Annotated in this window: 18 protein-coding genes, 1 tRNA gene and 2 pseudogenes; 16 read left to right on the forward strand and 5 right to left on the reverse strand. The window is 40.4% G+C overall.

Annotated elements, in window-relative coordinates; genetic code table 11:
• Positions 1 to 7: 7 nt before the first annotated feature.
• The 6 genes and pseudogenes from nadA (at position 8) to HHO47_RS11775 (ending at position 4012) form a co-directional block, all read left to right on the forward strand.
• A complete protein-coding gene (gene nadA / locus HHO47_RS11750) occupies positions 8 to 1048 on the forward strand; it encodes a quinolinate synthase NadA (RefSeq protein WP_169020458.1) in 1041 nt (346 codons plus the stop codon).
• A gap of 151 nt (positions 1049 to 1199) precedes the next feature.
• A tRNA-Ser gene (locus tag HHO47_RS11755) sits at positions 1200 to 1287 on the forward strand.
• Positions 1288 to 1580: 293 nt separating this feature from the next.
• Positions 1581 to 1862: pseudogene (locus tag HHO47_RS19385) on the forward strand (REP-associated tyrosine transposase); the annotation flags it as partial.
• Between the two features lie 4 nt (positions 1863 to 1866).
• Complete coding sequence (locus tag HHO47_RS11765) at positions 1867 to 2559, forward strand: amino acid adenylation (RefSeq protein WP_169020459.1); 693 nt, start codon at positions 1867 to 1869, stop codon at positions 2557 to 2559.
• A gap of 44 nt (positions 2560 to 2603) precedes the next feature.
• On the forward strand, positions 2604 to 2846 hold the full coding sequence (locus HHO47_RS11770; RefSeq protein WP_169020460.1) for a hypothetical protein: 243 nt from the start codon (positions 2604 to 2606) through the stop codon (positions 2844 to 2846).
• A 65-nt stretch (positions 2847 to 2911) separates the two neighbouring features.
• Complete coding sequence (locus tag HHO47_RS11775) at positions 2912 to 4012, forward strand: hypothetical protein (protein ID WP_169020461.1); 1101 nt, start codon at positions 2912 to 2914, stop codon at positions 4010 to 4012.
• A gap of 342 nt (positions 4013 to 4354) precedes the next feature.
• On the opposite strand, the gene HHO47_RS11780 is transcribed toward HHO47_RS11775, so the two are convergent.
• Positions 4355 to 5002, reverse strand: coding sequence for a HEPN domain-containing protein (locus HHO47_RS11780; protein ID WP_169020462.1), 648 nt, complete (start codon positions 5000 to 5002; stop codon positions 4355 to 4357).
• Between the two features lie 173 nt (positions 5003 to 5175).
• Positions 5176 to 5571: a DUF2750 domain-containing protein gene (locus HHO47_RS11785; protein WP_169020463.1), complete on the reverse strand. Its 396-nt coding sequence runs from the start codon at positions 5569 to 5571 to the stop codon at positions 5176 to 5178.
• A gap of 400 nt (positions 5572 to 5971) precedes the next feature.
• Here HHO47_RS11785 and HHO47_RS11790 point away from each other — a divergent pair, with 400 nt between their 5' ends.
• The 10 genes and pseudogenes from HHO47_RS11790 (at position 5972) to HHO47_RS11835 (ending at position 22886) form a co-directional block, all read left to right on the forward strand.
• Positions 5972 to 8323, forward strand: a complete 2352-nt coding sequence (locus HHO47_RS11790; RefSeq protein WP_169020464.1) for a TonB-dependent receptor domain-containing protein — start codon at positions 5972 to 5974, stop codon at positions 8321 to 8323.
• A gap of 66 nt (positions 8324 to 8389) precedes the next feature.
• Positions 8390 to 9517: an alkaline phosphatase family protein gene (locus HHO47_RS11795; protein ID WP_169020465.1), complete on the forward strand. Its 1128-nt coding sequence runs from the start codon at positions 8390 to 8392 to the stop codon at positions 9515 to 9517.
• Complete coding sequence (locus tag HHO47_RS11800; RefSeq protein ID WP_169020466.1) at positions 9514 to 9696, forward strand: hypothetical protein; 183 nt, start codon at positions 9514 to 9516, stop codon at positions 9694 to 9696. Before HHO47_RS11795 ends, HHO47_RS11800 begins: the two co-directional genes overlap by 4 nt.
• Positions 9697 to 9844: 148 nt before the next feature.
• Positions 9845 to 13153 (forward strand): exodeoxyribonuclease V subunit gamma, encoded by a 3309-nt coding sequence (gene recC / locus HHO47_RS11805; protein ID WP_169020467.1) that lies wholly within the window; start codon positions 9845 to 9847, stop codon positions 13151 to 13153.
• Positions 13140 to 16760 (forward strand): exodeoxyribonuclease V subunit beta, encoded by a 3621-nt coding sequence (gene recB, locus HHO47_RS11810; RefSeq protein ID WP_169020468.1) that lies wholly within the window; start codon positions 13140 to 13142, stop codon positions 16758 to 16760. The genes recC and recB overlap by 14 nt, the downstream gene beginning before the upstream one ends.
• Entirely contained in the window at positions 16757 to 18733 is a 1977-nt protein-coding gene (gene recD, locus HHO47_RS11815) for an exodeoxyribonuclease V subunit alpha (RefSeq protein WP_169020469.1), read from the forward strand. Before recB ends, recD begins: the two co-directional genes overlap by 4 nt.
• Before the next feature lie 227 nt (positions 18734 to 18960).
• Complete coding sequence (locus HHO47_RS11820) at positions 18961 to 19824, forward strand: PhzF family phenazine biosynthesis isomerase (protein WP_169020470.1); 864 nt, start codon at positions 18961 to 18963, stop codon at positions 19822 to 19824.
• Between the two features lie 6 nt (positions 19825 to 19830).
• Positions 19831 to 19986: pseudogene (locus tag HHO47_RS11825) on the forward strand (ClbS/DfsB family four-helix bundle protein); the annotation flags it as partial.
• A gap of 300 nt (positions 19987 to 20286) precedes the next feature.
• A complete protein-coding gene (locus HHO47_RS11830) occupies positions 20287 to 22173 on the forward strand; it encodes a M61 family metallopeptidase (RefSeq protein WP_211183702.1) in 1887 nt (628 codons plus the stop codon).
• 266 nt (positions 22174 to 22439) lie between these two features.
• Entirely contained in the window at positions 22440 to 22886 is a 447-nt protein-coding gene (locus HHO47_RS11835) for a DUF4826 family protein (protein WP_169020471.1), read from the forward strand.
• Between the two features lie 16 nt (positions 22887 to 22902).
• On the opposite strand, the gene HHO47_RS11840 is transcribed toward HHO47_RS11835, so the two are convergent.
• The 3 genes from HHO47_RS11840 to purB form a co-directional block, all read right to left on the reverse strand.
• Positions 22903 to 23361, reverse strand: coding sequence for a GNAT family N-acetyltransferase (locus HHO47_RS11840; RefSeq protein WP_169020472.1), 459 nt, complete (start codon positions 23359 to 23361; stop codon positions 22903 to 22905).
• Positions 23362 to 23373: 12 nt separating this feature from the next.
• A complete protein-coding gene (locus HHO47_RS11845; protein ID WP_169020473.1) occupies positions 23374 to 24519 on the reverse strand; it encodes a cupin domain-containing protein in 1146 nt (381 codons plus the stop codon).
• Between the two features lie 133 nt (positions 24520 to 24652).
• A complete protein-coding gene (purB, locus tag HHO47_RS11850) occupies positions 24653 to 26023 on the reverse strand; it encodes an adenylosuccinate lyase (protein ID WP_169020474.1) in 1371 nt (456 codons plus the stop codon).
• Positions 26024 to 26046: the final 23 nt, after the last annotated feature.

A 26046-nucleotide genomic window follows, 5' to 3' on the forward strand; every position in this document is an offset into this window, starting at 1 on the left:
TCGAGAAATGAGTTTAGCTCAAACTATTATGCCTGAAGGTTATATCTTTCCTCCAAAACCAGCTCCATTGAATAATGATGAGCAGGCGCAATACAAAGCACGTATCAAACAATTATTGATTGATAAAAATGCCGTATTGGTTGCCCATTATTATACTGATCCTGAAATTCAAGCGCTTGCTGAAGAAACCGGTGGCTGTGTGGCCGATTCATTAGAAATGGCTCGTTTTGGTGCCAAGCACGATGCTGACATGATTATCGTTGCGGGTGTTCGTTTTATGGGGGAGACAGCAAAAATTTTAACGCCAAATAAAACCGTCGTTATGCCAACGCTTGAAGCAACATGCTCGCTTGATATTGGTTGTCCAATTGATGAGTTCTCAGCATTTTGTGATCAGCACCCTGATCGTAAAGTGGTTGTATATGCAAATACTTCAACAGCCGTTAAAGCACGTGCTGATTGGATTGTTACTTCATCGTGTGCGCTTGAAATTGTTGAACACCTTGATGAAATGGGCGAAAAGATCATCTGGGGCCCTGATAAGCACCTTGGGGCTTACATTAAGAAGAACACTGGCGCTGATATGATCATGTGGGATGGCGCGTGTATTGTACATGATGAGTTTAAAACCAAAGCGCTAAAAGATATGAAAGCGCTGTATCCTGATGCAGGCGTATTGGTACACCCAGAGTCACCCGCTGAAATAGTTGCTTTAGCTGATGCCGTTGGCTCAACCAGTCAATTGATCAAAGCGGCGCAAACAATGGATAACCAAAAGTTTATAGTGGCCACTGATCGCGGTATTTTTTATAAAATGCAGCAGTTATGCCCTGATAAAGAATTTGTTGCCGCCCCAACGGCTGGTGAAGGCGCAACCTGTAAAAGTTGTGCACATTGCCCGTGGATGGCCATGAACGGCCTCAAAGCGATTGAGGAAGCGTTATTAGATGCAACAGGCAAAGAAGTGTTTGTAGATATGCAGCTACGTGAGGGCGCACTCAAGTCGCTTAATCGTATGCTCGACTTCTCAGCCTCACTGCAACGATAAACTCAGTTTTATAAAAAAGGCCGCTGATAGCACTATTAGCGGCCTTTTTTGTTTGTTTACTAGGCAGTTAACAGGCAAAAGGGAAAAACACCTTGCACCACAGGGCGCTATTTCATACTATTACGCCGCGTTACCAAATGGTAATGCTTGCGGTGACGTGTCCGAGTGGCTGAAGGAGCACGCCTGGAAAGTGTGTAAAGGGCAACCTTTCGAGAGTTCGAATCTCTCCGTCACCGCCATTATTCAATATCAGGACGTCTCATGACGTCCTTTTTTATGCCTGGTTTAAATATCTCCGCCAAAGCATCAATATAGTCCATTGAACTCAAACAAACCCTTGCTACGCATTATTGGTTAAATGCAATTACACATGATATAAAAATAGATTTAACACAGTAATATTCACATTGATTTACTACGTGAGTCGGTACGTTGGGTTAAAAGACATAAACCTTTCCATATTGATGCGTGGGTTGTGTTACCCGATCATCTTCATGCGGTGCTAACCTTACCCTAAGAGGATTTTGACTACTCTGGCCGATGGCGTGAAATAAAAAAGCGCTTTTCTAAAGGGTTACCTAAAAGAGAATACCTATCTGAGGCACGCATGAATAGAAATGAACGAGGCATATGGCAACGTCGCTTTTGGGAGCATACCATTCGTGATGAGCAAAATTATTGGCATCATGTAAATTATGTACACTTTAACCCTCTTAAACATAGCTTAGTAAAAAGAGTGAGTGATTGGCCTTATTCAAGTTTTCACAAAGCGGTTTCATCAGGTATTTATAGCCGCCATTGGTGTGGGGAATAATAAAATGTTGTTTTGTCTAAGTGCCTCAAACGCACTCAATAAATACCTCAAAGCTGATTTACCTCGCTTGCCACATAAGCCAGGAAAACAAGCTGGGGTAAATACCCTCATTAGCGATAGTAATTGTTTTAACTGGCAATTGCAGATAATTGATAACAGCTATAAATCTCGTGAAAAAACAATCATTGTTTGTGAGGCGAATAGCCGTTTTACGTTTTTTATACCGGTTAGTTTAAAGCTATCGCAAGAAGAGTTAACTCAGCGCTTGCAGTACGAATGGCAGTTAATGATGGCTGAAACGCTTGAGGTATATCGACTTATCCCTCGCAGCGATATCGCTACGCTGCTAAGTGACCTTTCACATATTGACTTTAGCCCACAATGGATTAAGAACACTGATTTAAGCATCAGCGGCCATATTAGTGATGCTGCACTTTGGGTTACTCAAACACTAAAAGAAGAGGGGTTATATGAGTTACCAAGAGCTCTCGCGATTGAATTAGCATTATATTTAAACACTCAGCCGAAACGTATAACGAATAAAACAACGCGCCGCAAAGAGAAGTTTATACCCATAGAGCATTTATTAGGTTATTGCCAATCGCTTATCACTGATCAACAACGTGCTGATGGCCCATCAAACGAAATAATTGATACCAGTAATATCATTAATTTTAGTGATTACCATAAAAAATAAAAACGGGTTAATTCTTTAAAGCTATTAATAAAAGGAACTTTATTTTGAAAGATTACCAACCATTTTCAGCTGAGATAAAGAGCGAAATTATAGACGAAATCAAAAATAATTTTGGTGATGTTTACTCAGATGAGTTGATCACTACCTTTATAAAAATAATGGAAGAGTCTACATTTGATAAACTTTTAGTGGGTAACAGGTACTTATACGTTTCAGCGGCTGTTTGCGCCGATTTAAGCGAGCAGCAACAAAACTTTGAATTTTATATGGTTAATTGTAAAAGCTAAGTCAAATTTTCATCAAAAAAATAGTCTATATACCTAAAGTTTCATGAATAGAGTTAGGAGTAATTATGTTATTCAAAATAATTTCAAAAGATAATAAGCAAGTGTTAGAAGCTGTGAACTCGCAAAGTATGGGGGAGCTTCAACTTGAGCAACTTATAATTGAAAATCAAAGAGATGAAAATAATAACATCACAACTCAATTACTGAATGAAGGTATTTTTGGGGAAGAACTTATTCTACTGAAAAACCAAGTCAAGGTTGCTAATGGTAAAAGGCTTGATGTTTTAGCACTTGATAAAAATGGGAATGGTGTTGTTATTGAGCTGAAAAAAGACCTTGTTTGTTTAGGGGTGGATACGCAAGCTCTGCAGTATTTGGCTGATATTTCAAGATTTCATGGTGATGATTTAATAAAAAACAAAAAATTAGTAAATAAGGGGTATGTAGAGGCTGTCGAGTCGTTTATAGATTCAGCCGAAATTGATAGAGCTAAAATTAACACCAAGAATCGTATCATTTTAATAGCCAATAAATTTGACCGAACACTATTTTCTATGGGTGAATGGCTATCAGATAAAGGTGTAGGGTTTAAATGTATACAATATAGTGTATCTAATCATGAAGACGGTACGCAGTATATAGACTTTTCGGTTGTATTTGATAGAAGCCCAGAATCAACATTTCCTTTAAGCTTTAGCGCTATGCAACGTGAGCCTAAGTATTTTTGGTATAATATTGGCACTACAGAGACCAAAAATTGGGCTTGCTTGAAAGAGAAGTCTATCATTTCCGCTGGTTTTGATGGCTCTGAACACGACAAAGGAGATAGGTTACTTAATAGCTTTATACCTGGGGATATATTAATAGCTTATGCTAATGGCTATGGTGCTATAGGTGTTGCAGAAATTAGTCAATTATCAGGGAGTGGTTATACTTTACTTTCTGAGTCGCAACCAAACGATCCCGTTTCACAATACCACTTACATCGCCTAAAAGTTAAATGGCTTTATACATCTGCGGATGACTTTAGTGGGGGGATTCCTCCAAGTGAAGTTAAATCACAGTTTGAAATACACCACCCTTATACCACTAGCTGTTCTATTTCGGCTCATAAAGCGAAGAGGTTGGTTAAAGGCCTAAAAGATCGTCTAAGTTGTTTTGATTAAGAATAATATTTGTCATTATACTGACTGATAAAGTATTTAGTTAACCTGAGTTTCGTTTAAGAAATTGAACTAAATGCCTGTTCCAAGCTCCGAACTTTCGACCACGAACGATTGGAAACACAAGGAACAGGCATGATTAAATTAGTTGAGTTGTTTTGTTATTTCGTTGATTTTTATAAGTATTTATACCTCAATGGGGAAAGCAATTACTCGAATATGTTATGCAAATACGTCAACGACCAGAAAGTAAGACAACCAGTAAAATTATGACTATTGTCATTCGTTTCCATATGTCGGCATTATCGTGTTTTAAAAAACATAGATAATGCCTATAAAACAACCTTACTCATCAATAAGCGGGTAATGCGCATCGCCCCAAAGCTCTTTGGGGTTATTCATCATAATATCGATAATAAATGGTACAAGTTGCGATAAAAATTGCACGGCGTCTTTTAGTTGTTCTCTATTTGCGCTGCTGTTCCATGTTGCGCCGCCATGCATAAGTTGGTTGCGCAGTGTGTATAAGCGTTGTAATACGATGGAGGTGAGTTTGGCTGTTTCGTTGTTAGCTAATGCAAAGTTTGCAAATTTTTTGGCTTCACTCAATTTGTGTTTAAATTCTTGTTCAGTGATGTTGCCATTTTGAAATTGCCAAAAAGGCTGGAAAACAAATTTATTGTTTAGTAACACGCGAATGCTGCTTGGAAATTCATTCCATAGCAAGTTATAGATACGCTTTAGCTGATCGAGTGAATTGAGCTTTTCTAAAAACTGGGTAAATGATTGTGTTTCATTCAGGTTCAAACATTCTGTGTCTTGAGCATAAGCCGCATTAAATGACACCCAGAGAAATATAAATTGCGAATCAAGATCATCACATTGCTCCGACTTATTTAACCAGCTTAACGCTCTGTGTACACGTAGTGTTAGCCCCTCAGGGAAGGTCTCCCGTAGTTCTCGTTGCTTATGTTTTAATTGCGTGTATTGCATAATATTTTAAATCCATTTATCTATTAATCTTAATAACATACTGATAAAACATTATAAAATCTACTTCTTTGTAGTTGCAAATATAATTGTGGTGCGGGTATGCTTTGATTTTAATAAGGTTAATAAAGGTGATCTTATGAGGAAAGCGGCTAAGTTAGCCGCTTTTATAGGTGTTAATAGCGCTTTTTAGGTGCTTTAAGTTGGCTATCAAATTCATCAGGAAATAAAATTGTGCCGTCGTCGTCTTCAGTGGGGAATACGGCAATAAGTAAGTCGTCTTGCTCAAGGCCTGGGGTCCAACGGCTTTGCCAGTCCTTTAATGGGATCGCTTTTGCTGTGCAGTTTTCCCACTCACCGGTAGCCCATGCCTCGGCATAAATACGTTCAGGCCATACCGGTACACAATCATCATCTTCGTTGGCGAGCATAACACAGCCATCGTCGTCATTTAATATCCACACTTGTTTGAACACTTGGACGCTCTCAAACATAAAAGCCAATCTTTTTTTGGCTCCTAAATTTAATATTGTCTCGAATTTTTCAGATGCGGTTGCGGTTGCATTACTCATTAATAGACTCTCTCTAGAATGGCTTAGGTATAGTATATTGACTAATATGACAAAATGTCGATTAGTTAAAAATTAATTGTACATTACGTGGTATAAAAAATCGTCGGCGAGGGTGTTTTCGTAGCCATTTGCGATTAGCATTGTTGCTTTTTAATTGTTACTGATACTGTGAAAATACTCTTTCGTCTTGACTTAACTCCTTTCTATTTCTTACAAATATTACCATAAGCGACTATTATTTAAATTATAATATCTTTATATGTTAATTGGTTGGGCTACATTGTTGCCATAAATAATCAATGTTTTTGTCACTGTTACGTCAATTTTTTCGAGCTTTTTTGTCATATATTCCCTCCATACTGTGCCCGAATACAAAACAATAATTGCAAATGGGACAATAATGCGTACTTTTACTAAAAAATCGACTTTAAGCTTAGCAATCGCTTTAGTGTTTTCAACTAATAGCTTTGCAAATAGTAACGAAATAGAAGAAGTCACAGTAGTGGCAAAACCAACGAGCTATGCAAATAGTGTGATTGAGCAATCAATGATTGAGCAGCAGAGTTCGGTTTCAAGTGTATTATCGGTGATGGATAATCTACCGGGAATTAGTATTAACCAAGGTGATGCATTTGGTGGTGATGATTGGTCTACCACTATTACCATGCGTGGTTTTAGTATCGATAGTAACCAGCAGCAGTTAGGTATGACGGTTGATGGTATTCCTAACGGCGGCTCTAATTATGGCGGTGGTGCAAAAGCGAACCGTTACCTAGACAGCGAAAACTTAGCCACTGTAGAGGTTGGTCAAGGGACTTCAGACATTGCTTCAGCATCACTTGAAGCGCTCGGCGGTACGTTTAATTTTGTTAGTAAAGATCCTAGTCTTGAGCGAGGAACTACATTTGCTTACACCAATGGTGACCACGATGCGACCCGTTATTATTTTAAGCATGAAACTGGCACTCTCTTTGATAACACGCAAGCTTATGTGAGCTATTCACAAACCAATACTAGCCGCTGGATAGGTAATGGCAGTAATGGCGGTAAAGATAATCAACATGCAGAGGCTAAATTTGTATCTAACTTTAATGCGCTGACTGTCACAGGGCGTTTATCGTATGATGATGTCAGTGAGACCAACTATAACAGTGTGAGCTTGCAGCAATTTGCGCAAACACCCGATTGGGAGCAACTAACTTGGAACTGGACCGGCGTGCCACACTTTGACCAAATGTTTGCAGAAGGTTGGGGTACATTGCGTGAAAATGCGTTAGGTTACGTAAAGTTTGAATACGCAATCTCACCGTCGTCATTATTAACAATCAGTCCTTATTACCATAAAAACTCAGGACGTGGTGATTGGATCCCACCTTATTTAACATCACCTGTCGATAAAGACGGTGTTCCAACAACTGAAGGCGGCACAAACGCTGGTTCATATGGTTTTGTAGATAGCCAAGGAAAGCCATTAACGCCTAATGCAGATTGTACAGATACACTTAGTTGGCCGTGGGATTCAGGCACTGGGTTGAATCCGGCGTGTTACCCTGATTCGGCAATACCAGTAATGTCATATCGCCATACACACTACGACAAAGAGCGTTTAGGTTTGACTGCCGATTATAAATTAACCTTAGGGATACACGATATTGAAGCGGGTATTTGGCTTGAGCAAACTGATCGCGACGAATCTCGTGATTGGCATAAAGTTATTGACGCTCGCGTATATCATCACTTTGATAGCACCCCATACTGGACGCAATATAAAAATACTTTTGAAACAGATACCTTTAAATGGTACGTACAAGATTCAATCAGCCTAGGCGATTTTACTGTTAATCTTGGTGCTAAACAGTATTTAGTTGAATTACAAAAATACGATCATTTTGCAGATCTACGCTCTGATAAAATAAACAGTGATTCAGATGTGTTATTTAGTGCAGGTGCTGTGTACCAGCTTACTAGTAACACAGAGTTATTTGCCAGTTTCAGTGAAAATTTCTCAGCAATTAAAGATGGTGTGCTGGAGCGTGATAGCTCTACACTCACAGAAATTGAACCAGAAACAGCTGAAAATATCGACTTTGGTGTACGTTATAAAGCAGACCGCTTGAGCCTAACGGCAACCGCTTACTCTATTGCCTTTGATAACCGCATCACTTTTATCGCACCTGGCAGTGATACCGGCGGGATTGATTACACGATTGGTACAAATGGCTCTTACATCAATGTAGGTGGTATTGACTCGCAAGGTATTGAACTATCAGCAAGTTATATGCTTACAAATGAATGGAATATTTATACCTCATATACTAATAACAGCTCTGAATACGCATCTGACGACCCAAGTTCATACGCTAATGGCGAACTGACTGCTGGTGCAGGTCCAAGCTTCAGAGCAGGCGATGATGTAATTGACTCCCCAAGTGACATGTTTGTGCTTTCAACGGATTATTACAGCGGAGGTTTCCGCTTTGGTATTTCAGCAAAATATACGGGTGAGCGTTTAGGTGCATTTTTAGATGAGCAAACCCGTACACGTAATAAAGTTGCTGGCTATACTGTGTTTGATATCAATGCTGGTTATACCGCAGACGTCAATGCCGGCCCATTTAAATCAATTGATATTGCTTTTGCGGTCACTAACGTAACAGATAAGCAGTATTTAGCGGGTGGGACAGGTAATGGCAGCACTTATTTTATTGGTGCACCACGCACTGCAGCACTGACATTTACTGCTAATTTTTAAGCCCTAATTATAAAAATAATAACCAAAACCCATCCTTGTTGATGGGTTTTTATTGATAGGAATACTATGAAAGCAATAGCTAAACTGGCCGTAATAGGCTGTACATTAATGGTAAGTCATAGTGTCAAAGCCAGTGATAATGTTGTGCTTGTGACGCTTGATGGTATGCGCTGGCAAGAGGTATTTAACGGCGCCGATCAAAAATTGTTAGCAAATCCCGGTTTTGTTAAACAGCCAGAGCAATTGAAACAACAGTTTTGGCGCGATGACAAACACGCCCGACAAGCTCAGTTAATGCCATTTATTAGCAATACGATTGGCCAACACGGTGTGTTAATTGGCGATAGAGAGAATGGTTCAACAATGTCGGTGAGTAACCTGTGGTATTTTTCATACCCAGGCTATAGTGAGATCTTAACTGGCAGTGTTGATGAGGCAATTAACAGCAATGATAAAACGCCAAATCCAAATAAAACTATTTTAGAGCGATTAGAGCAACGCGCTGACTATAAAAATAAAACCGCCTTATTTGGCAGTTGGGATGTATTTCCGTTTATTGTTAATACCAAACGCAGCGACGTATATGTAAATGCGGGTTTTATGCCAATTGAGGCTGACTTATTTGCCGATGCGCCACTATTAAATGCTTTACAACAGGAGATCCCAAGTCCTTGGCATAATGTGCGTTTAGACAGTTTTACATATCGTTTTGCCAAAGCTTATATGCTGGCAAAAAAGCCTAAGTTATTAGTGATCAGCTTAGGTGAAACCGATGATTTTGCCCATGAAGGTCATTACGATCACTATTTGCAGTCGGCTAAACAAAGTGACGCTTTTATCAAAGACTTATGGCAAACCATTCAGACTACACCTGGCTATAAAAATAACACAACGCTTATTATCACCACGGATCATGGCCGTGGCAGTAACGCTAATGATTGGCAGCATCATAGTTCAAAACAAGCAATGGCAAGATCGGAGCAAGGTCGTAACGCTTTTCCTGAGGGAATTATTGGCTCTGAGCATATTTGGTTAGCTGCAATTGGCCCAGATATTAAACCGCAAGGTTTATTAAAAACAACAACAGAGCTCAAACAAGCACAAGTGGCGGCAACGATTTTAACCGTACTTGGCGAAAATCCTAAGCAGCTTAATCCCGCTATGGCGGATGCAATTGATGAGATTTTAAAATGAAGCATTTAATTAAAGCGGCCGCATTGGTAAGCATTGTTGCGAGTTTTTCAGTATTAAGTACACCGCAAAAACTAACGCCGCAAAAAATACTATTTGGCTCATGTGGGCATCAAGTATGCAAAGCCAATTTAGCTTATCAAGTATTAGCCCATATAAATAATGACTCCCTCAGAAAATAAAACGCACAGTAGCTATACTGTACGTATAAAAAGTGAGTTAATTATTGTGCTAACTCGCTGATTTATTAATGTCAATTAGCGACAATGGCTACCCCTATAATTGAAAATATCTTACACTGTTTTTATCTCAAGCAAGAACAGTGTCGCAATGCTCAATATTATTCAATCTAACCGCATGGAAGCCCTGCAAGCGCAGTTTCATCAGCTTTTAAAAGTAAACCCATTAAGCAGCCCGTTTGATAAAGAAGTGGTGTTGGTGCAATCTCCGGGTATGTCGCAGTGGCTAAAAATTGGTTTAAGTGAAAGTTTGGGGGTGGCAGCACAGGTAGATTTTCCACTGCCGTCGAGTTTCATTTGGCAGTTATACCAGCAGCTATTGCCGAATGTACCCAAAGAGTCGGCGTTTAATAAAGCTAATCTTGCTTGGAAGTTGTTTGCTATTTTACCAAACTGCATTGATGAACCGTTATATTTACCCCTTAAAACCTACTTAGCAGGAGACACTGACGGTCAAAAAACCTTTGCTTTATGTGAAAAAATAGCCGATGTATATGACCAATATTTAATGTACCGTCCGCACTGGATAGCCACATGGGACAGCGGCACTGATAAATTAGATGATGTAGATATTAGTATCGCGCCGTGGCAGCCTGATCTGTGGCGAAAAATAGTAGCGCATAGTCAAGTGCTTGGGCAAAGTCAGTTTCATCGCGCCAATATGCAAGGGCAGTTATTAGCCGCGCTTGATAAAATGGACAGTAGCTTATTACCAAAGCGGATCAGTTTATTTGGTATTTCAGCCATTGCCAGTTCGCAACTTGATGTGTTTGATGCATTGAGTAAAAAAACCGAGGTTTTTTTATTCTTTTTTAATCCCAGCGAACATTATTGGGGGGATTTAATTGATGAAAAAACGGCAGCTAAAATAACCGCTAAATACGCCAAAATGCCATTGCTGGAAGCGCAGCAAAAAAAGCAAAGTGAGCCAGAGCAAGACTACTATTTTATTGGTAATCCGTTGTTATCATCGTGGGGTAAATTAGGCCGTGATTACTTTGAACAACTGGTACAGCGTGACGCAAGCTGGATTGATGGCTTTATTGATGTGTTTGACGACAGTTTACTTGGTCAAATTCAAAGTGAAATTTACCAGTTAGCGTTTAAAGGTGAATCCCTTACTGACAATAAAGAATGGTTTATAAACGATGAAGGTAAGCTTGCAATAAGCACTACCGATACCAGCATTGCCCTAAGTGATTGCCATACTCCACTTAGAGAAGTTGAGCGTTTGCACGATTACTTACTTAATTTATTTAATCAAAACCCCGCACTCACCCCAAAAGATATTATAGTAATGATGCCGGATGTTGGCACTTATAGCCCTTATATCGAAGCGGTATTTGGTGGTGCGCAGGGTAACCGTTTTATTCCCTATGCGTTAGCCGATCTAGCCATTGAACAAGAAAAACCGGTACTGAGCTCGTTTGCAAGTTTAGCGAACCTGCCGTTTTCGCGCTTTGGGGTGTCAGATATCCTTGATTTACTGCAAGTGACGCAAATAGCCGAAAAGTTTAGTGTTGAAGCGCACGAATATGAGCAAATTCAATATTGGCTTGAGCGTGTTGGCGTCAAGTGGGGAATAAACGCAGAGCATAAACACAGCTTTGATTTACCCGCGATAGCATTAAATACTTGGCAACATGGCTTAAACCGCTTATTGTTAGGTATTGCCCAACGTGATGAACAATGCCCGTTTAATGGCATATATAGCGCTGATGAAGTGGAAGGGATAGCACTTGATACACTCAATAAATTAGTGCATTTTATTGATGTATTGCAACACTTTAAACACAGGCTCACCCCAGACGACACGCTAATTAATAAAACCCTTATCCTGAGTGAACTATTAACGGCTATTTACGAGAGCGAAAGCGACGATAGCTGGGATTTACTGGTACTGCAAAAGATACTCGAAGAGCTGCAAAAGCACCATGATAATGGCGATTACACGCAAGTAGTGTCGCAGCGTATTGTGAGTTATTTAATTAAACAAGGCATTCAAGAAAAAGGCGTAGGGCAACGCTTTTTAGTTGGCCAAGTAAACTTTTGTACGCTAATGCCAATGCGTGCTGTGCCATTTAAAGTGGTGTGTATGTTAGGGCTTAACGATGCCGATTATCCACGCACTGTGCAGCCGATTGGTTTTGATTTAGTACCTTATTCGAAAAAGCAAAAAGGTGACCGATCGCGCAAATTAGATGACCGTTACTTATTTTTAGAAGCGCTGCTCAGCGCCCGTGATAACTTATACATGAGTTATATTGGCCGTTCATGTTTTGACAATCAACCGCGTATGCCATCAACCTTAGTGAGTGAATTACTCGAATACATTGGCCGCAGTTTCAAATTTGCTGAGCCAAGTGAGCAAACCTTGCCTGAGTGTTTGATCAATAAACAGCATTTACAGCCTTTTAATAGCTTAAATTATCAGGCAGATACCACTAACACGCTGCAATCCAATCACAGTTATAATCCAATTTGGTTACCCGCTCAGGCGATAATCCCAGAGCCACTGACGGCGCTTGAGGTCAGCGCACCTGAACATCTTGAGCTGGATATGTTTATCCGCAGCGTATGCAATGCACAAGAGAGTTTTTATCAGCAAAGTTTAGGGTTGCGTTTAGCACAATTTGACGATGTAGCTAAAGATGAAGAGCCATTTAGTTTAGACGCACTGCAGCGTTATTTTTATCTCGACGAAATACTCGAAGCGGCTATTTTTGAGCAGCCCCTTAGTCGTGAGCAAATACTGCAACGCGGCGAGTTACCGCAGGCGCATGTTGGAGATTTGATCTTTGAGAAAATGCAGCACCGGGTTGATGCACTGGCAGGGCAAGTTAAAGAACACATCAAGGGCGGCAAAAATGAACCGATTGAAGTTGCGCTAACACTTCACAGTGATAACAACAGTACTGAGCTTGAAGGCTGGTTAAATCATCTTTATCAGCACAAACAAGTGTTTTATCGCAGTGCCAGTATCAAGGCAAAAGATCTCATCAAGGGCTTTATATATCACCTTGTTGCGCAGTGCGTGGATCAACATGTAGAAACGGTATTTCTTGGGCTTGATAAACAAATCACTTTTGCAGCTTTGGATAAAGCAGATGCCCAAGCACTGTTGCAAGATTGGTTTACTTTATATAACGCGCTACTTAAAGAACCCGTGGCGTTTTTTCCTGTGAGTGGCTATGAGTACGTAAAAAGTGGTGGCGATATTGGCAAAGCAATGAGCAAATTTAGCCCACAATATATTGGCCGAGGCGAGGGCGAGAACCCCTATATTCGCTTAACAACGCAATCGTTGAATGAGTGCCAAGAGGAATTCATACGCTGGAGCGATATGCTACTTACGCCGTTATTTGCACATGCAAAGGAGAGTGACCATGCAAGCGCTTGATCCACTTACGATGCCGCTTATTGGGCAAAGTCTCATTGAAGCCAGTGCAGGCACCGGTAAAACGTATACTATCACAGGTTTATATTTACGTTATTTACTCGGCATGCAAATCGCACAGCAACACTCATCGCCCGTAAATACTCCGCTGAGTGTTGAACAAATATTGGTAGTTACGTTTACCGATGCCGCCACCCAAGAAATTAAAGACCGTGTGCGCACTCGCATTATAGCCGCACGTGATGCACTGCTTGGCCAAGCAACAGAGGATGAGCTGATCAATGCTGTGATCGCCACAATCGATGATAAACACCGTGCATTTGATTTACTCGATGCCGCCGCTAAATCGATGGATGAAGCTGCAATATTCACCATTCATGGTTTTTGCCAACGAATGTTAAAACAGCATGCGTTTGAGTCTGGTGTGGCGTTTAATTTGGAGTTTATTTTAGATCAACGGGAGATCTTGCTTGAAACCATTAAAGATTTTTGGCGAGTGTTTGTATATCCACTCAATAAAGAAAAAACCGATGCAATTTTAGAGGTATTTGCTGCCCCTGAAGCGTTATTTAGTAAAGTGGCGAACATACTTAATAAAGGCAATGCACTGGTTACTCCGCAAATAAAACTAGATGATGTGTGGCAAGCACGCGAACTATATCTTGGTAAAGTCGCGAGCTTTAAAAAAGCCTGCCTTGATAGCGAATTTATTGCAGCTGTAAAAAGCTCTGGATTAAGTGGTGCCAAAACACCTGCACGTAAAGGCAGCCTTACAGCGCTTGAGGCATTTTGTATAGGTGATGAGCTGTTTTTTGAATTTGGTACAAACAAATATTCGTATGAAGTATGGAGTACTGAAAACCTCAGTGACGAAGCTAATTATAAAAAAAATCAGCCTTTGTTTAGTCATGTAATGCTTAGCCAGTTTGATGAAATGGCTAAGCTTATGAACACCGTTAATCAAGGCTTAGCAATCGCTATTGTGCAACATGCGGCAAGTTGGGTTAAACAAGCTATTGTAAAACGCAAGCAAGAGCAAAGCGTTATAACTCCTGATGACTTATTAACTAATTTGCACAGTGCACTCAATACAGAGCAAGGTGTAGCACTGGCAGAAAAAATAGCGCAGTTGTTCCCAGTAGCGATGATTGATGAGTTTCAAGATACTGATCCCATTCAGTACGGTATTTTTAGTAAAATTTATAGCCAAGAAAACACCACGCTTGCCATGATAGGCGACCCTAAACAAGCTATTTACGGTTTTAGGGGCGCGGATATTTTTACGTACATTGGTGCTAAACACGAAGTGGCAAAGGAGCAGCAATTTACCCTTGGTACTAACTTTCGTTCCAGTAGTGATGTGGTTGCAAGCGTCAATGCACTGTTTAGTAAACACGATAACAGCTTTATTTATAACGATGCGATCCCGTTTAATCGTGTTGCGGCACAAGGTAAAAAAGCCGATAAATCGTTTTTAATTGATGGCCAACCTGCCACCGCCTTTGAGTTTTGTGTGTTTGCAGATAGCGCCGCAGATGAAAAAAATAAACCAACTAATAAAGGCATTGGCCAGCAACATTTAGCTAGCTATTTTGCCAATAAAATAGTGACCTTACTTGAGCAAGCACAGCAAGGGCGTGCGTGTATTGCGAATAAGCCAGTCACGGCGGCAGATATTTGTATTTTGGTGCGTGATCGGGTTGAAGCGCAAATTATGAAAAAAGCCCTCAGTGATGCCAAAATTGCGAGCGTGTACTTATCCCGTGAGAGTGTATTTAGCCAAGAGCTGAGCCATCATTTACTTAATTTTTTATCGGCTTTACATGGCCAATACAACGAATCACTGTTGCGCGGCGTGCTAGCTGGGCCATTATTTTGCTTAACTTATAATGACATTTATGCCTTGGCTGATAATGAAGCACAGTGGCAAGAGCATCTTAACTTTTTTGCTTACTTGAGCTCTATTTGGTACAAGCAAGGTGCTATGGCAATGCTTGAGCACTTACTCAGTCACAATCAATTAAGCGCGAAATGGCAAGGGTTGGGTTACAACATTGAGCGTTGGCTGACCGATTTTCGTCATTTAGGCGAGATCCTACAGCAAAAACAAATCGAGCTAGAGGGTACTTTACGGTTATTACGTTGGTTTGCGCAGCAAGTAAGTCAACAAGATGGCGAAACCGTGCAAGTACGCCTTGAGAGTGATGCCAATTTGGTAAAAATAGTCACTATGCATGCTTCCAAAGGGCTTGAATACCCGCTGGTATTTATGCCATTTGCCAGCGGGTATCGTGAAACGAATGATGCGTTGTATCATCAAGATGGCCAGCTGATTTACGATCTCGGTAAAAACGATGATGCGTTACAAAAAGCGGAGCAAGAACGCCTAGCTGAAGATTTACGGTTATTGTATGTTGCACTCACTCGCGCCGTTCATTACTGCGCAATTGGTATGTATAACCTAGGCCAAGGGCAAAGTAGTCGGTTGGCAATTCAAAGTAGTTCCTTAGGGCATGTATTATTTGCAGGACTTGATATCACCAGTAGTTTAGTGTGGCGCACGCATTTACAAGAGTTTTGTGCAGACAAACCAGCCATGGGCTATCACCAGTTTACTAGCGAAGAGTTATTTCAGCAGGGTACATTAACACTGCAATCAAGCCAAACACACAGCCACAGTGTGAGTGTTAATAAGGTTAAAGTTAAAATTGAACGTGATTGGCGCACCACCAGTTTTAGTGCGCTGAGTTTTAAAAGTCATAGCGAGCATTTAGAACCTGGGCGCAGCGACGAAGATCATCAAAAAGATGAGTTTGCCATACAACAAGACGATATTCGCTCACCTTATAGTTTTCCCAAGGGGGCAAAACCGGGTAGTTGTTTACACGAGATTTTTGAGCAACTGGATTTCACCAGCCCAGAGCAGCACCCCACAAGCCATGAGCAAAACCTAAGCGTGGTAGTTGAACGCAGCTTGAACAAATACCATATTAGTGAACAATGGCAAGAGACAACTGAGCAATGGGTGCTTGCCGCGTTAAACTGCCCATTGAATGAAAACGGTTTAAGTTTAAGTAAATTAACGCCACGGGATTGTTTGGTCGAAATGGAGTTTAATTTACCAATTACCAGCTTAACGGCAAAAGGTTTGAATGAAACATTGATCAAGCACTTTGGTTTTAATCAAAGTAGGCTCGATTTTTATGATGTAAAAGGCTTATTAAAAGGGTTTGTCGATTTAATATTTTGTCATAACCAGCAGTATTTTATTTTGGATTATAAGTCTAACTTTTTAGGCAACCAGCCAACTGATTATGAGCAAGAGCATCTAGAGCAAGCTATGAGCAGCCACCAGTACCATTTACAGTATCTAATTTACACCGTGGCTTTGCATCGGTTATTAAAACAACGGATCAACAATTACCGCATTGAGCAGCATTTAGGTGGCGTATATTACACCTTTTTACGTGGTATGGCAGATGGAAAAGGTGTGTACTTTAAAAAGTTGACCGCAGAGCAAGTTATTATTTTAGATGGGCTTTTTAGTCAAGGTGGGGTTGCTCAAAGCATAGATAAGGCAACTGAAAACAGCCAAGGGGCAATGCTATGAGCGTGTTAGATACCAATACAGCCATTGCAACAGCAGCGACGAACGACGTACAAATAGTGCCACTATTTGATTACCTACTTAGCGAAAACCGGCTACGAATGGTTGATATAAAACTGGCCGAATTACTGTGTAGCAGTGAGCAAACTCAACAACCAAACGACGTTTATTCACTGCTTTTATTACTCTGTTTATCGCAGCAAAGTCAGCACAGCTGTTTAGATTTAGCGCAGGTAGATTGGCGTAATCCGTTTAATTTACGCCAAAGTGATTTTACCAAACTAGCGGGTATCATTCCTGACACACTCAGCCCGTTTAGCGACACATTTACCACCGCAGAGGCAATTAATTGCTTGCAAAACCATCCTAGTGTCGGGGAGGCTAAACCGTTACAGTTACTTGAACAACGGCTTTATTTTGCACGTCTAAGCGGTTATGAGCAAACACTGGCATCACGCTTGTTGTTAATGAGTGAGCGTAAGCTCGATATTGATAGCGATAAGTTAACTCAGTTACTTTGTGACTATTTCCCCGAACAAGATGCACCAGAGCAAGGGCTCGATTGGCAAAAGGTCGCCTGTGCGATGGCCGCAACCAAAGGCTTTAGCGTTATTACCGGTGGCCCAGGAACAGGTAAAACCACGACCGTGACTAAGCTACTGGCAATTTTACAATCGCTTTATCAAAATGCCCCGCTGAGTATTAAGTTGGTGGCACCGACAGGCAAAGCCGCTGCGCGATTAAGTGAATCAATCCTTGGGGCAAAACAACAGTTAAAAGATAAAATAAGCGCTGCTATTACGCCGCTGATCCCACAAGACGCGCAAACAATTCACCGGTTACTGGGGGTAAAACCGTTTACTAATAAGTTTAGGCATAATCGCAGTAATCCATTGCATTTAGATGTATTGATCATTGATGAAGCGTCGATGGTTGATTTATCGCTGATGGCTAAACTAATTGAGGCCTTACCAGAGCATGCGCGACTTATATTACTCGGTGACAAAGACCAACTTGCCTCGGTTGATACCGGCAGTGTAATGAGCGATTTATGTCAAGGTTTAGTACTTGGCCAAACACCAAGTTATTCAGAGTCGCGCTGTGCAGAGCTAAACAACTTGTGCTTTAATAACCAGCGCAAATTAGTCGCCGGTAATAGTCAATTCAAACTGGCCGACTGTATTGCGTTTTTACAGCACAGCTACCGTTTCACAGCCGACAGCGGCATAGGGCAATTAGCATTAGCGGTTAATACCAATAACAGCGGCAAGCTCAATTATGTAGAGCAAGAGCTGAGCAGCGGCCAATTTAAAGACGTTATTTTAGACTATGACATTGTAAGTAAACCGATTGATAAACTAGTACAAAGCGCTGCTAGTAAATACACTCAGTACCTTAATTTAATTAAACAACACGCGAGCGTACAAGCCATACATAAAGCTTTTGCCAGCTACCAGTTGTTAGCCGCAGTACGCGAAGGTGATTACGGCGTTCATAGTTTAAATAAACGCATTGAAACGCAATTAAGCCAGCAAGGATTGATTAATGTAAACCCAAATCAGCGGCATTATTTGGGCATGCCGATTATGATTGCGCAAAACGATTATCAGCTAAAACTATTTAATGGAGATATTGGTATTTTAATGCTTGATGAAAACGGTCAATTAAAAGCGGTATTTATAGATGAGCAGGGCAATCAACGGGCATTTTCACCAGCCAGACTACCAGCCCATGACAAAGTGTATGTAATGACTATTCATAAATCACAAGGCTCCGAGTTTGCCTATACGGCTATGGTACTGCCACCACAAAACCAAGCAACTGCCGGCATCAACCGCCAGTTAGTCTACACTGGCATTACCCGCGCTAAAAACACCTTCGAGCTGGTGGCTGATAAAAAAGTGTTGTTAATGGCAATGAATAAATCAGTCAGCAGGGCGTCTGGGTTGTATGGCAGGTTGTTGGCGCAGCTTTGAAAGGCAAAGCTTTAAGCGGTAAGTTGTAAGTTTAAGTTCGGCGTTAAATTCCGACCTACAGATATTGAATAAGTTGTTAGCTTTCTTTGTTGTCACAGATGCTTTGATAAAAATGCAACTCCATTTTAAAGTTTATATATCGCAGTCTCGTTGATAAAGCTAATGTTAAGGTCTTTCATAGATAAAGAGTAACTCTTAGTACTCGTTATAAAGGGAGTAGGAAGCTGGTGGATATTAAGGTTGTTTTGGTCAGCGCGTTTACAGTAAATGGCACAGGTGGCAATCCTGCTGGCGTTGTTTTTAATGCTGACAGGCTCACAGATGCTCAAAAATTAAAAATTGCTCAAGTTGTCGGGTATTCAGAAACGGCTTTTGTTGCTAGTGATGATGAAGCTGATTTTGAGGTGTCTTTTTTTACTACAACAGCAGAAGTTGATTTTTGTGGCCATGCTACGTTAGCTACTTTTTCTACGATGTTCCAAGAAGGCATGCTTACTGCGGGAACGTATGTTCAGCGCACCAAAGCTGGCATGTTATCAGTGAGTATTGAACCAAATGGTAAGGTGATTATGGAGCAACAATTACCTGAAAAAATAGCTAGTTTTTCATCTCAAGAAATTGCCCATGTGATAGGTATTGAAAATAATATACTTGAAAGCACACACTTACCGATTGAAGCTATTTCCACAGCACTGGCCGATGTCATTGTTGCTGTTCCTCATGGCTATTTAGATGCAATAGAGCCAAACGATGAACGTATCGCTGATTTTTGTAAAAAGCACAACCTTGTTGGCTTTCATGTTTTTGAGCTTTGTGAAGTGCCAAGTAAACATACAGCCAGCTGCCGAAATTTTGCTCCCTTGTTTGGTATTCCTGAAGAGTCAGCAACAGGGAGCTCTTGTGGTGCTTTAGCATGTTACCTTACCGAGCATCTTGCTGAGTTAGGTAGTGAATATGTTTTTGAACAAGGTCGGGCTATGAATTGCCATTCAATAATCACAGCATCTGTTGAGTCTAACAATTCAATAATAAGCAGAGTAAAGGTGGGTGGTTTCGCAAATAGTATTGGTTCAGTGTTAATTACCTTATAATAGATACTACTTAATGAATTAGACTCTACGATAAACGAACTCATCGCCCTCGTTTCGAGTTTGAGCAACGAGCAATTGTATGAAACAACGTGGTATGAAAAATGGACACAGGGACGTATGATCCAGTTCAATACATCTTCACCAATGATATTTAACAAGTGAAAATAGTCTGCGGTCACGTTGGTAGTCATTCCATTAAAAAACAATTGTTAATTAGGGTAACTGGTTTGAGTTTATTGCGCTTGAATATAATGATTGTGATTAAATGTTATGGTGATTTTTTAACGCGTTTAATGGTCATTAGTCCATAAGTTATTGCTATTAATCTTACTTGGCGTTATAAAACTATGGTTATTTCAGAATTGTCTGAAACAAAAGGATGTTGATGTGTGTAATGTGCTCAATAAACAGGACGATACTAATCTAAAACGCATTTTTGCGCCTGAGTAATTGGAGAAGCCATTGAAAAACTATGTTATCGCTGTTGCCCTCAGTTCTTTTATGGGCCTTGCACTTCCAGCTTTGGCTGGCGTTCAAAATCCGGTTGATAAAGCATTTCCCGGTACAATTAAAATCAACGTTGATGCTACAGATCTTGCTCATCGTATTTTTCAAATAAACGAAACGATACCAGTTAACGCGGGTGAGATGACTTTACTTTATCCGCAGTGGATACCTGGACATCACTCACCAGTTGGACCAATAAGTCAGTTGGCTGGATTGAAAATTTCAGCAAAAGGTAAAGTGATTGAATGGCAACGAGATGCTGCTAACGTATATGCATTTAACCTAAAGGTTCCTAAAGGTGTGCGTGAGCTGCATGTTGAATATCAATTCTTGTCACCACAAAGCTCAGAGCAAGGGCGCGTTATGATGACGCCAGAAATGCTCAATTTACAATGGGACACAGTAGCGCTCTATCCTGCAGGACACTATAGTCGTAAAATTAAATTTCAACCGAGTGTAACGTTACCGAAAGGGTGGCAGTTTGCTACTGCACTTGAAAAGATTTCGCAAAAAGGCAACACAGTTACCTTTGAGGGAATTGATTTTGAAAACCTTGTAGACTCGCCAATGTTTGCAGGTAGCCACTATAAGCGTATTGATTTAAACCCAAATGCAGATACTCCGGTGTTCTTAAATGTCTTTGCGGATAAAGAAAAAGATCTTGCGATCAGTGAAGAAGGTTTAACAGCACACCGCGAACTTATTCAACAAATGTATGCGCTTTATGGGGCACATCACTTTGATCATTATGACTTTTTACTTGCTCTGACAGATAAGTTAGGCGGTATCGGTATGGAGCATCAACGCTCAAGTGAAAATAGCGCGAAAGAAAATTATTTTACTGACTGGGATAAGTCATGGATCGGTCGCGATTTATTAGCACACGAATTTAATCATTCATGGAATGGTAAATATCGTCGCCCTGAAGCATTATGGACACCGACCTATAATCAGGTGAAAGAAGCTAGTGGCTTATGGGTATATGAAGGACAAACACAGTTTTGGGGCCAAGTTATTGCAGCTCGTTCAGGACTTTGGAGCCAAGAAAATGCGATGGATATGCTAGCCCGTTTAGGTGCAACCTATGATCAGGGGCGCCCTGGCATGACATGGCGTAATATTTTAGATACCACCAACGATCCAACCATTGCTCAGCGTTCATCTTTGCCTTATCGCAGTTATCAAATGAGCGAAGACTATTACTCTGGAGGAGAGTTAATTTGGTTTGCAGTTGATGCAAAATTACGTGAGTTGAGTAACAACCGTCATTCATTAGATGATTTTGCCCATAACTTTTTTGGCATAAATCCGGGTGATTGGAATGTATTGACCTATAAATTTGATGATGTGATAAACACGCTTAATGGTATTGAACAGTATCAATGGGATGACTTTATTAATTCGCGTTTAAAAGGCCATGTTAACTTATCTAAATCGTTGGAAGACCAAGGTTGGAAGTTGATTTATAACGATAAAGCCTCTGATGGTATTAAAGCAATTGAAAGCCGCTATAAATCAACTGATTTACTTTATTCTCTTGGCTTTTCAGTAAATAAAGATGGCAAAATGCGTGATGTATTATGGGATAGCCCTGCATTTAATGCGGGTCTTGCGCCAAGTATGCAAATTGTTGCCGTTAATAATACCCAGTTTAGTGCTGAAGTACTCAAAGATGCAGTAACGGATGCTAAAGGCTCAACAGCGCCAATCAAGCTACTGGTGAAAAACTTTGATCAGTACAGTGAAATCCAGATTGATTATCATGATGGCCTTAAATATCCTCATCTTGAGCGTATTGAAGGAAAGCCTGATTATTTATCGCAGTTACTAACCGCACGATAAAATAAATTCGCTTAGTTTTATCAATACTTTTAAATATACCCACCGATTGTGGGTATATTTACTTCATGCCAACCGATTATGATTTTGCATTTACGTTGCTATGCTGGTTATTTTTTCATTGCAAAGTAATCCACAACTAATTGAGCCATAGCATTAACGCCTAATTGCAGTACTTGCTGATCTCGCTGGAATTAGTCTTTTATACTTGCACCGATCATTATATGCCCTTAAAGTAGCTAAAATGATGTAAACGAGAGATCAATACTGTGGAACAAAAACAACTTAAAGAATTAACACCAGAAGAACAAGAACAAGCAAAGCAGCAAAGTATTGCCTGGCAACGTGAATGTTTTCAAAATGCACAAAAACATTTAGCAGAAAAGGGCGTCATGCCAAAAACTTTACTAGAAAAAGAAAGCCGTTTTATCGCTCCATTATGTGCCCTATGGAAGTTTAAAGCTCAGGATGGTAAAAGTTATTGGGTGATCACCGGTCGCTTACCAACTGATCATGCGTTAGCATCGGTTGCGGAAAATGCCCGTGATGCACTGCGATATTTTTCTTTGCAATGGCAATTAAAAGCAGATCAAATTATGCAAAGCGGTGGAAATGACAAAACTCACGTTGATTTTGCAAACCTACTAATTAATCGTGCGCATGGTATTTATGAAATGTATGAAAAAGAAGAGCTTTGGGTAAACGATCTTAATTAATCCGATCGCATCTTTATCAATGCATCAACGTAAATGGTTTTGTGTTGAATTTATTAATGGGGCATTGCATACGAAGCCGTGGAATACCAGCTTCCATAAACACCTGGCCTTGTTGTTCGAAGCCATTGCGTTTAAATCGCTCTACCTCATTTAAAATACAATTAATGCTGACACAATCACAACCTTGTTGCTGTGCAAGCTCAACAATATATGTAAGGAGAGAGCGATAAACAGACCGATTACGATGCTCTGGCAACACTGCAATGCGCCCAATTAGGCCGTCGCTACATAGCCTGCCAGTGGCAATAGCCACTTGGCTATCGTCAGTTACGAGAATATGATGAGCATACCGATCAAGATTATCAAACTCGATATGTTTGGGAATATGTAGCTCACAAACAAATACCCGCTCTCTGATCTGTTGTAGTAACTCCTTACCTATATCCCACTCTACCTTGTTGATATGATAGCCCATACAAACACACTCCTAACAAAACCAAATACCCTCATTAATTAGTGTAGTAAAGGTTTGTATAAAAACTAAACTATTCTTTGAACTATTTAGTTGCTCTGCTGTCACCATCGTGTGATCAGTGAGTAATTTAACCGCCGTTAAGTCACTAATAGGGAGTGGGTAGTTTTCACCATTTACGCTGAGAAGTATTTCATTTTCAAAAACTTGATACAATGCACGGGTGCCACCGAGGCGCTCAAAAATCACCTCATTATCATTCAATAGCCCAGCTATTTGCTCACTATCAAATAAATCTTCTGGTGGCATTAAATCCATTTCATGCTTAGGTTGACTCAGTGTATTACCTAACCATGATTTAAATAATGCGTCGTCATTTAGGGCTGCTTGCATCAATAGTTTAATGTTTTCGACTTCACAAGCTTGGATCTCTCCTATAGAATCGCGCAGTGTTATTGCAGGATCTTGATAACGGCTATTTCCCGCTTCTTTATCAATAATGTGATCAGCAAAGTTTGATAATAGATCGCGTTGATTTGGTGCACGAAATCCGATCGAGTAGTTTAATGCGTTTTCTACAGCATAACCTTCATGTGGGCAGCCCGGTGGGATATATAAAATATCGCCAGGTTCAAGGATGCAGTCAATCATGGCAGGAAATTGCTCAACTTGTAATAAACTTTTATTTTGTGCAAATTGTTTTAGTTTATTATCTGGCATACCGACACGCCAATGACGCTTGCCTTCACCTTGAATAATAAATACATCGTATTGATCTAAATGCGGACCGACTCCACCCTCAGGCGTTGAAAAGCTGATCATTAGATCATCAATACGCCAATTAGGAATAAACCGAAATGGTTCTAGCAGCTGAGCTGCATTAGGATGCCAATGATCGACTGCTTGCACGAGTAGGGTCGAATGTTGCTCGGTTAGTAATTCAAAATCTTCAAATGGGCCATGATGCGCCTGCCAGTCATTATTATGATTAGTGATAATACGCGATTCAATGCTCTCTTCCATGGCAAGACCTGCAAGCTCATTAGCATCAAGTGGGTCTACAAAGTCTGTAAAACCTTGTTTGATCAAGAGCGGTTTTTTTTGCCAATACAGGGTTAGAAAATCTTGCTCGGATAAGTCGTTAATCGTTAATTGATACATACTGCGTCCATTAAAATGAAAAAAGCGAAAGGCAAGAGCATTTCGCTTTATAGTCTATACCCAAGCCCCTCAAGATGCGAATTCTGCATCTTGAGGGGCTTGGGTATATTTAAAATAAGCTGTCGCAGAAAGCTTAAACTAGGTTGTCGATAAACTCGACAGCACGACCAATATAGTTAGCCGGTGTTAGTTTTTTCATTTCTACTTTTGCTTCTTCCGGTAAATCTAAACCATCAATGAAGTCAGCCATGATCTCTTGATTTACACGTTTACCACGGGTTAAATCTTTTAGCTTTTCGTATGGTTTTTCGATGCCATATTTACGCATTACCGTTTGAATTGGCTCTGCTAGCAGTTCCCAGTTTTGATCTAGTTCGTCAAGTAAACGTTGCTCGTTTACTTCTAACTTGCTGACACCTTTAAGCGTTGATTGGTATGCAATTAACGCATAGCCCATACCCACACCTAAGTTACGCAGTACAGTTGAGTCTGTCAGGTCACGTTGCCAGCGAGATACAGGTAGTTTTTGTGCTAGGTGGCTAAAGATGGCATTTGCTAGGCCTAAGTTACCTTCTGAGTTTTCAAAATCAATCGGGTTAACTTTATGTGGCATAGTTGATGAACCAATTTCACCTGCAATGGTTTTTTGTTTAAAGTGGTTTAGCGCTATATAGCCCCATGCATCACGGTCAAAATCTAATAAGATAGTGTTAAAGCGAGCAATCGCATCAAATAACTCGGCAATGTAGTCATGCGGTTCAATTTGCGTTGTAAATGGGTTGAATGTTAACCCTAGGCTCGTTACAAATTGCTCAGCATGATTGTGCCAATCGTAATCAGGGTAAGCGCTTAGGTGAGCGTTGTAGTTACCAACGGCACCATTGATTTTACCCAGCATTTCAACGTGTGCAATTTGGTCACGTTGACGCTTTAAACGCATATATACGTTGGCAAATTCTTTGCCCATAGTTGAAGGTGTTGCAGGTTGACCGTGTGTACGTGTCATCATGGGTACTGCTTTGTACTCAATGGCTTTTTCTTTAATTGCATTAAGTAGTTGATCACAGTAAGGAAGTAATACGTCATTACGTGCTTCTGTAAGCATTAAACCATGTGACAGGTTATTGATGTCTTCTGATGTACATGCAAAGTGAATAAATTCATTGATCGCATGTAGCTCGGCGTTGTCTGCTACTTTTTCTTTTAGTAAGTATTCAACCGCTTTTACATCGTGGTTTGTAGTACGTTCGATATCTTTTACACGTTGCGCATCGGCTTCGCTGAAGTTATCAACAATCGCGTTAAGTAAAGCATTGGCTTCATCGCTAAATGCCGGTACTTCTTGGATCGCATCAGCTGATGCAAGGGCTTGTAACCAACGAACTTCGACTGTTACACGGTATTTGATCAAGCCAAATTCGCTAAAAATACTGCGTAGTTCAGTGGTTTTGCTGCCGTAGCGACCATCCACCGGAGAGATAGCTGTTAACGCTGAAAGCTCCATAATAACTCCTAAATTTTAGTTTT

This window comes from Pseudoalteromonas arctica, assembly GCF_012927645.1.
Classification (GTDB): Bacteria; Pseudomonadota; Gammaproteobacteria; order Enterobacterales; family Alteromonadaceae; genus Pseudoalteromonas; species Pseudoalteromonas arctica_A.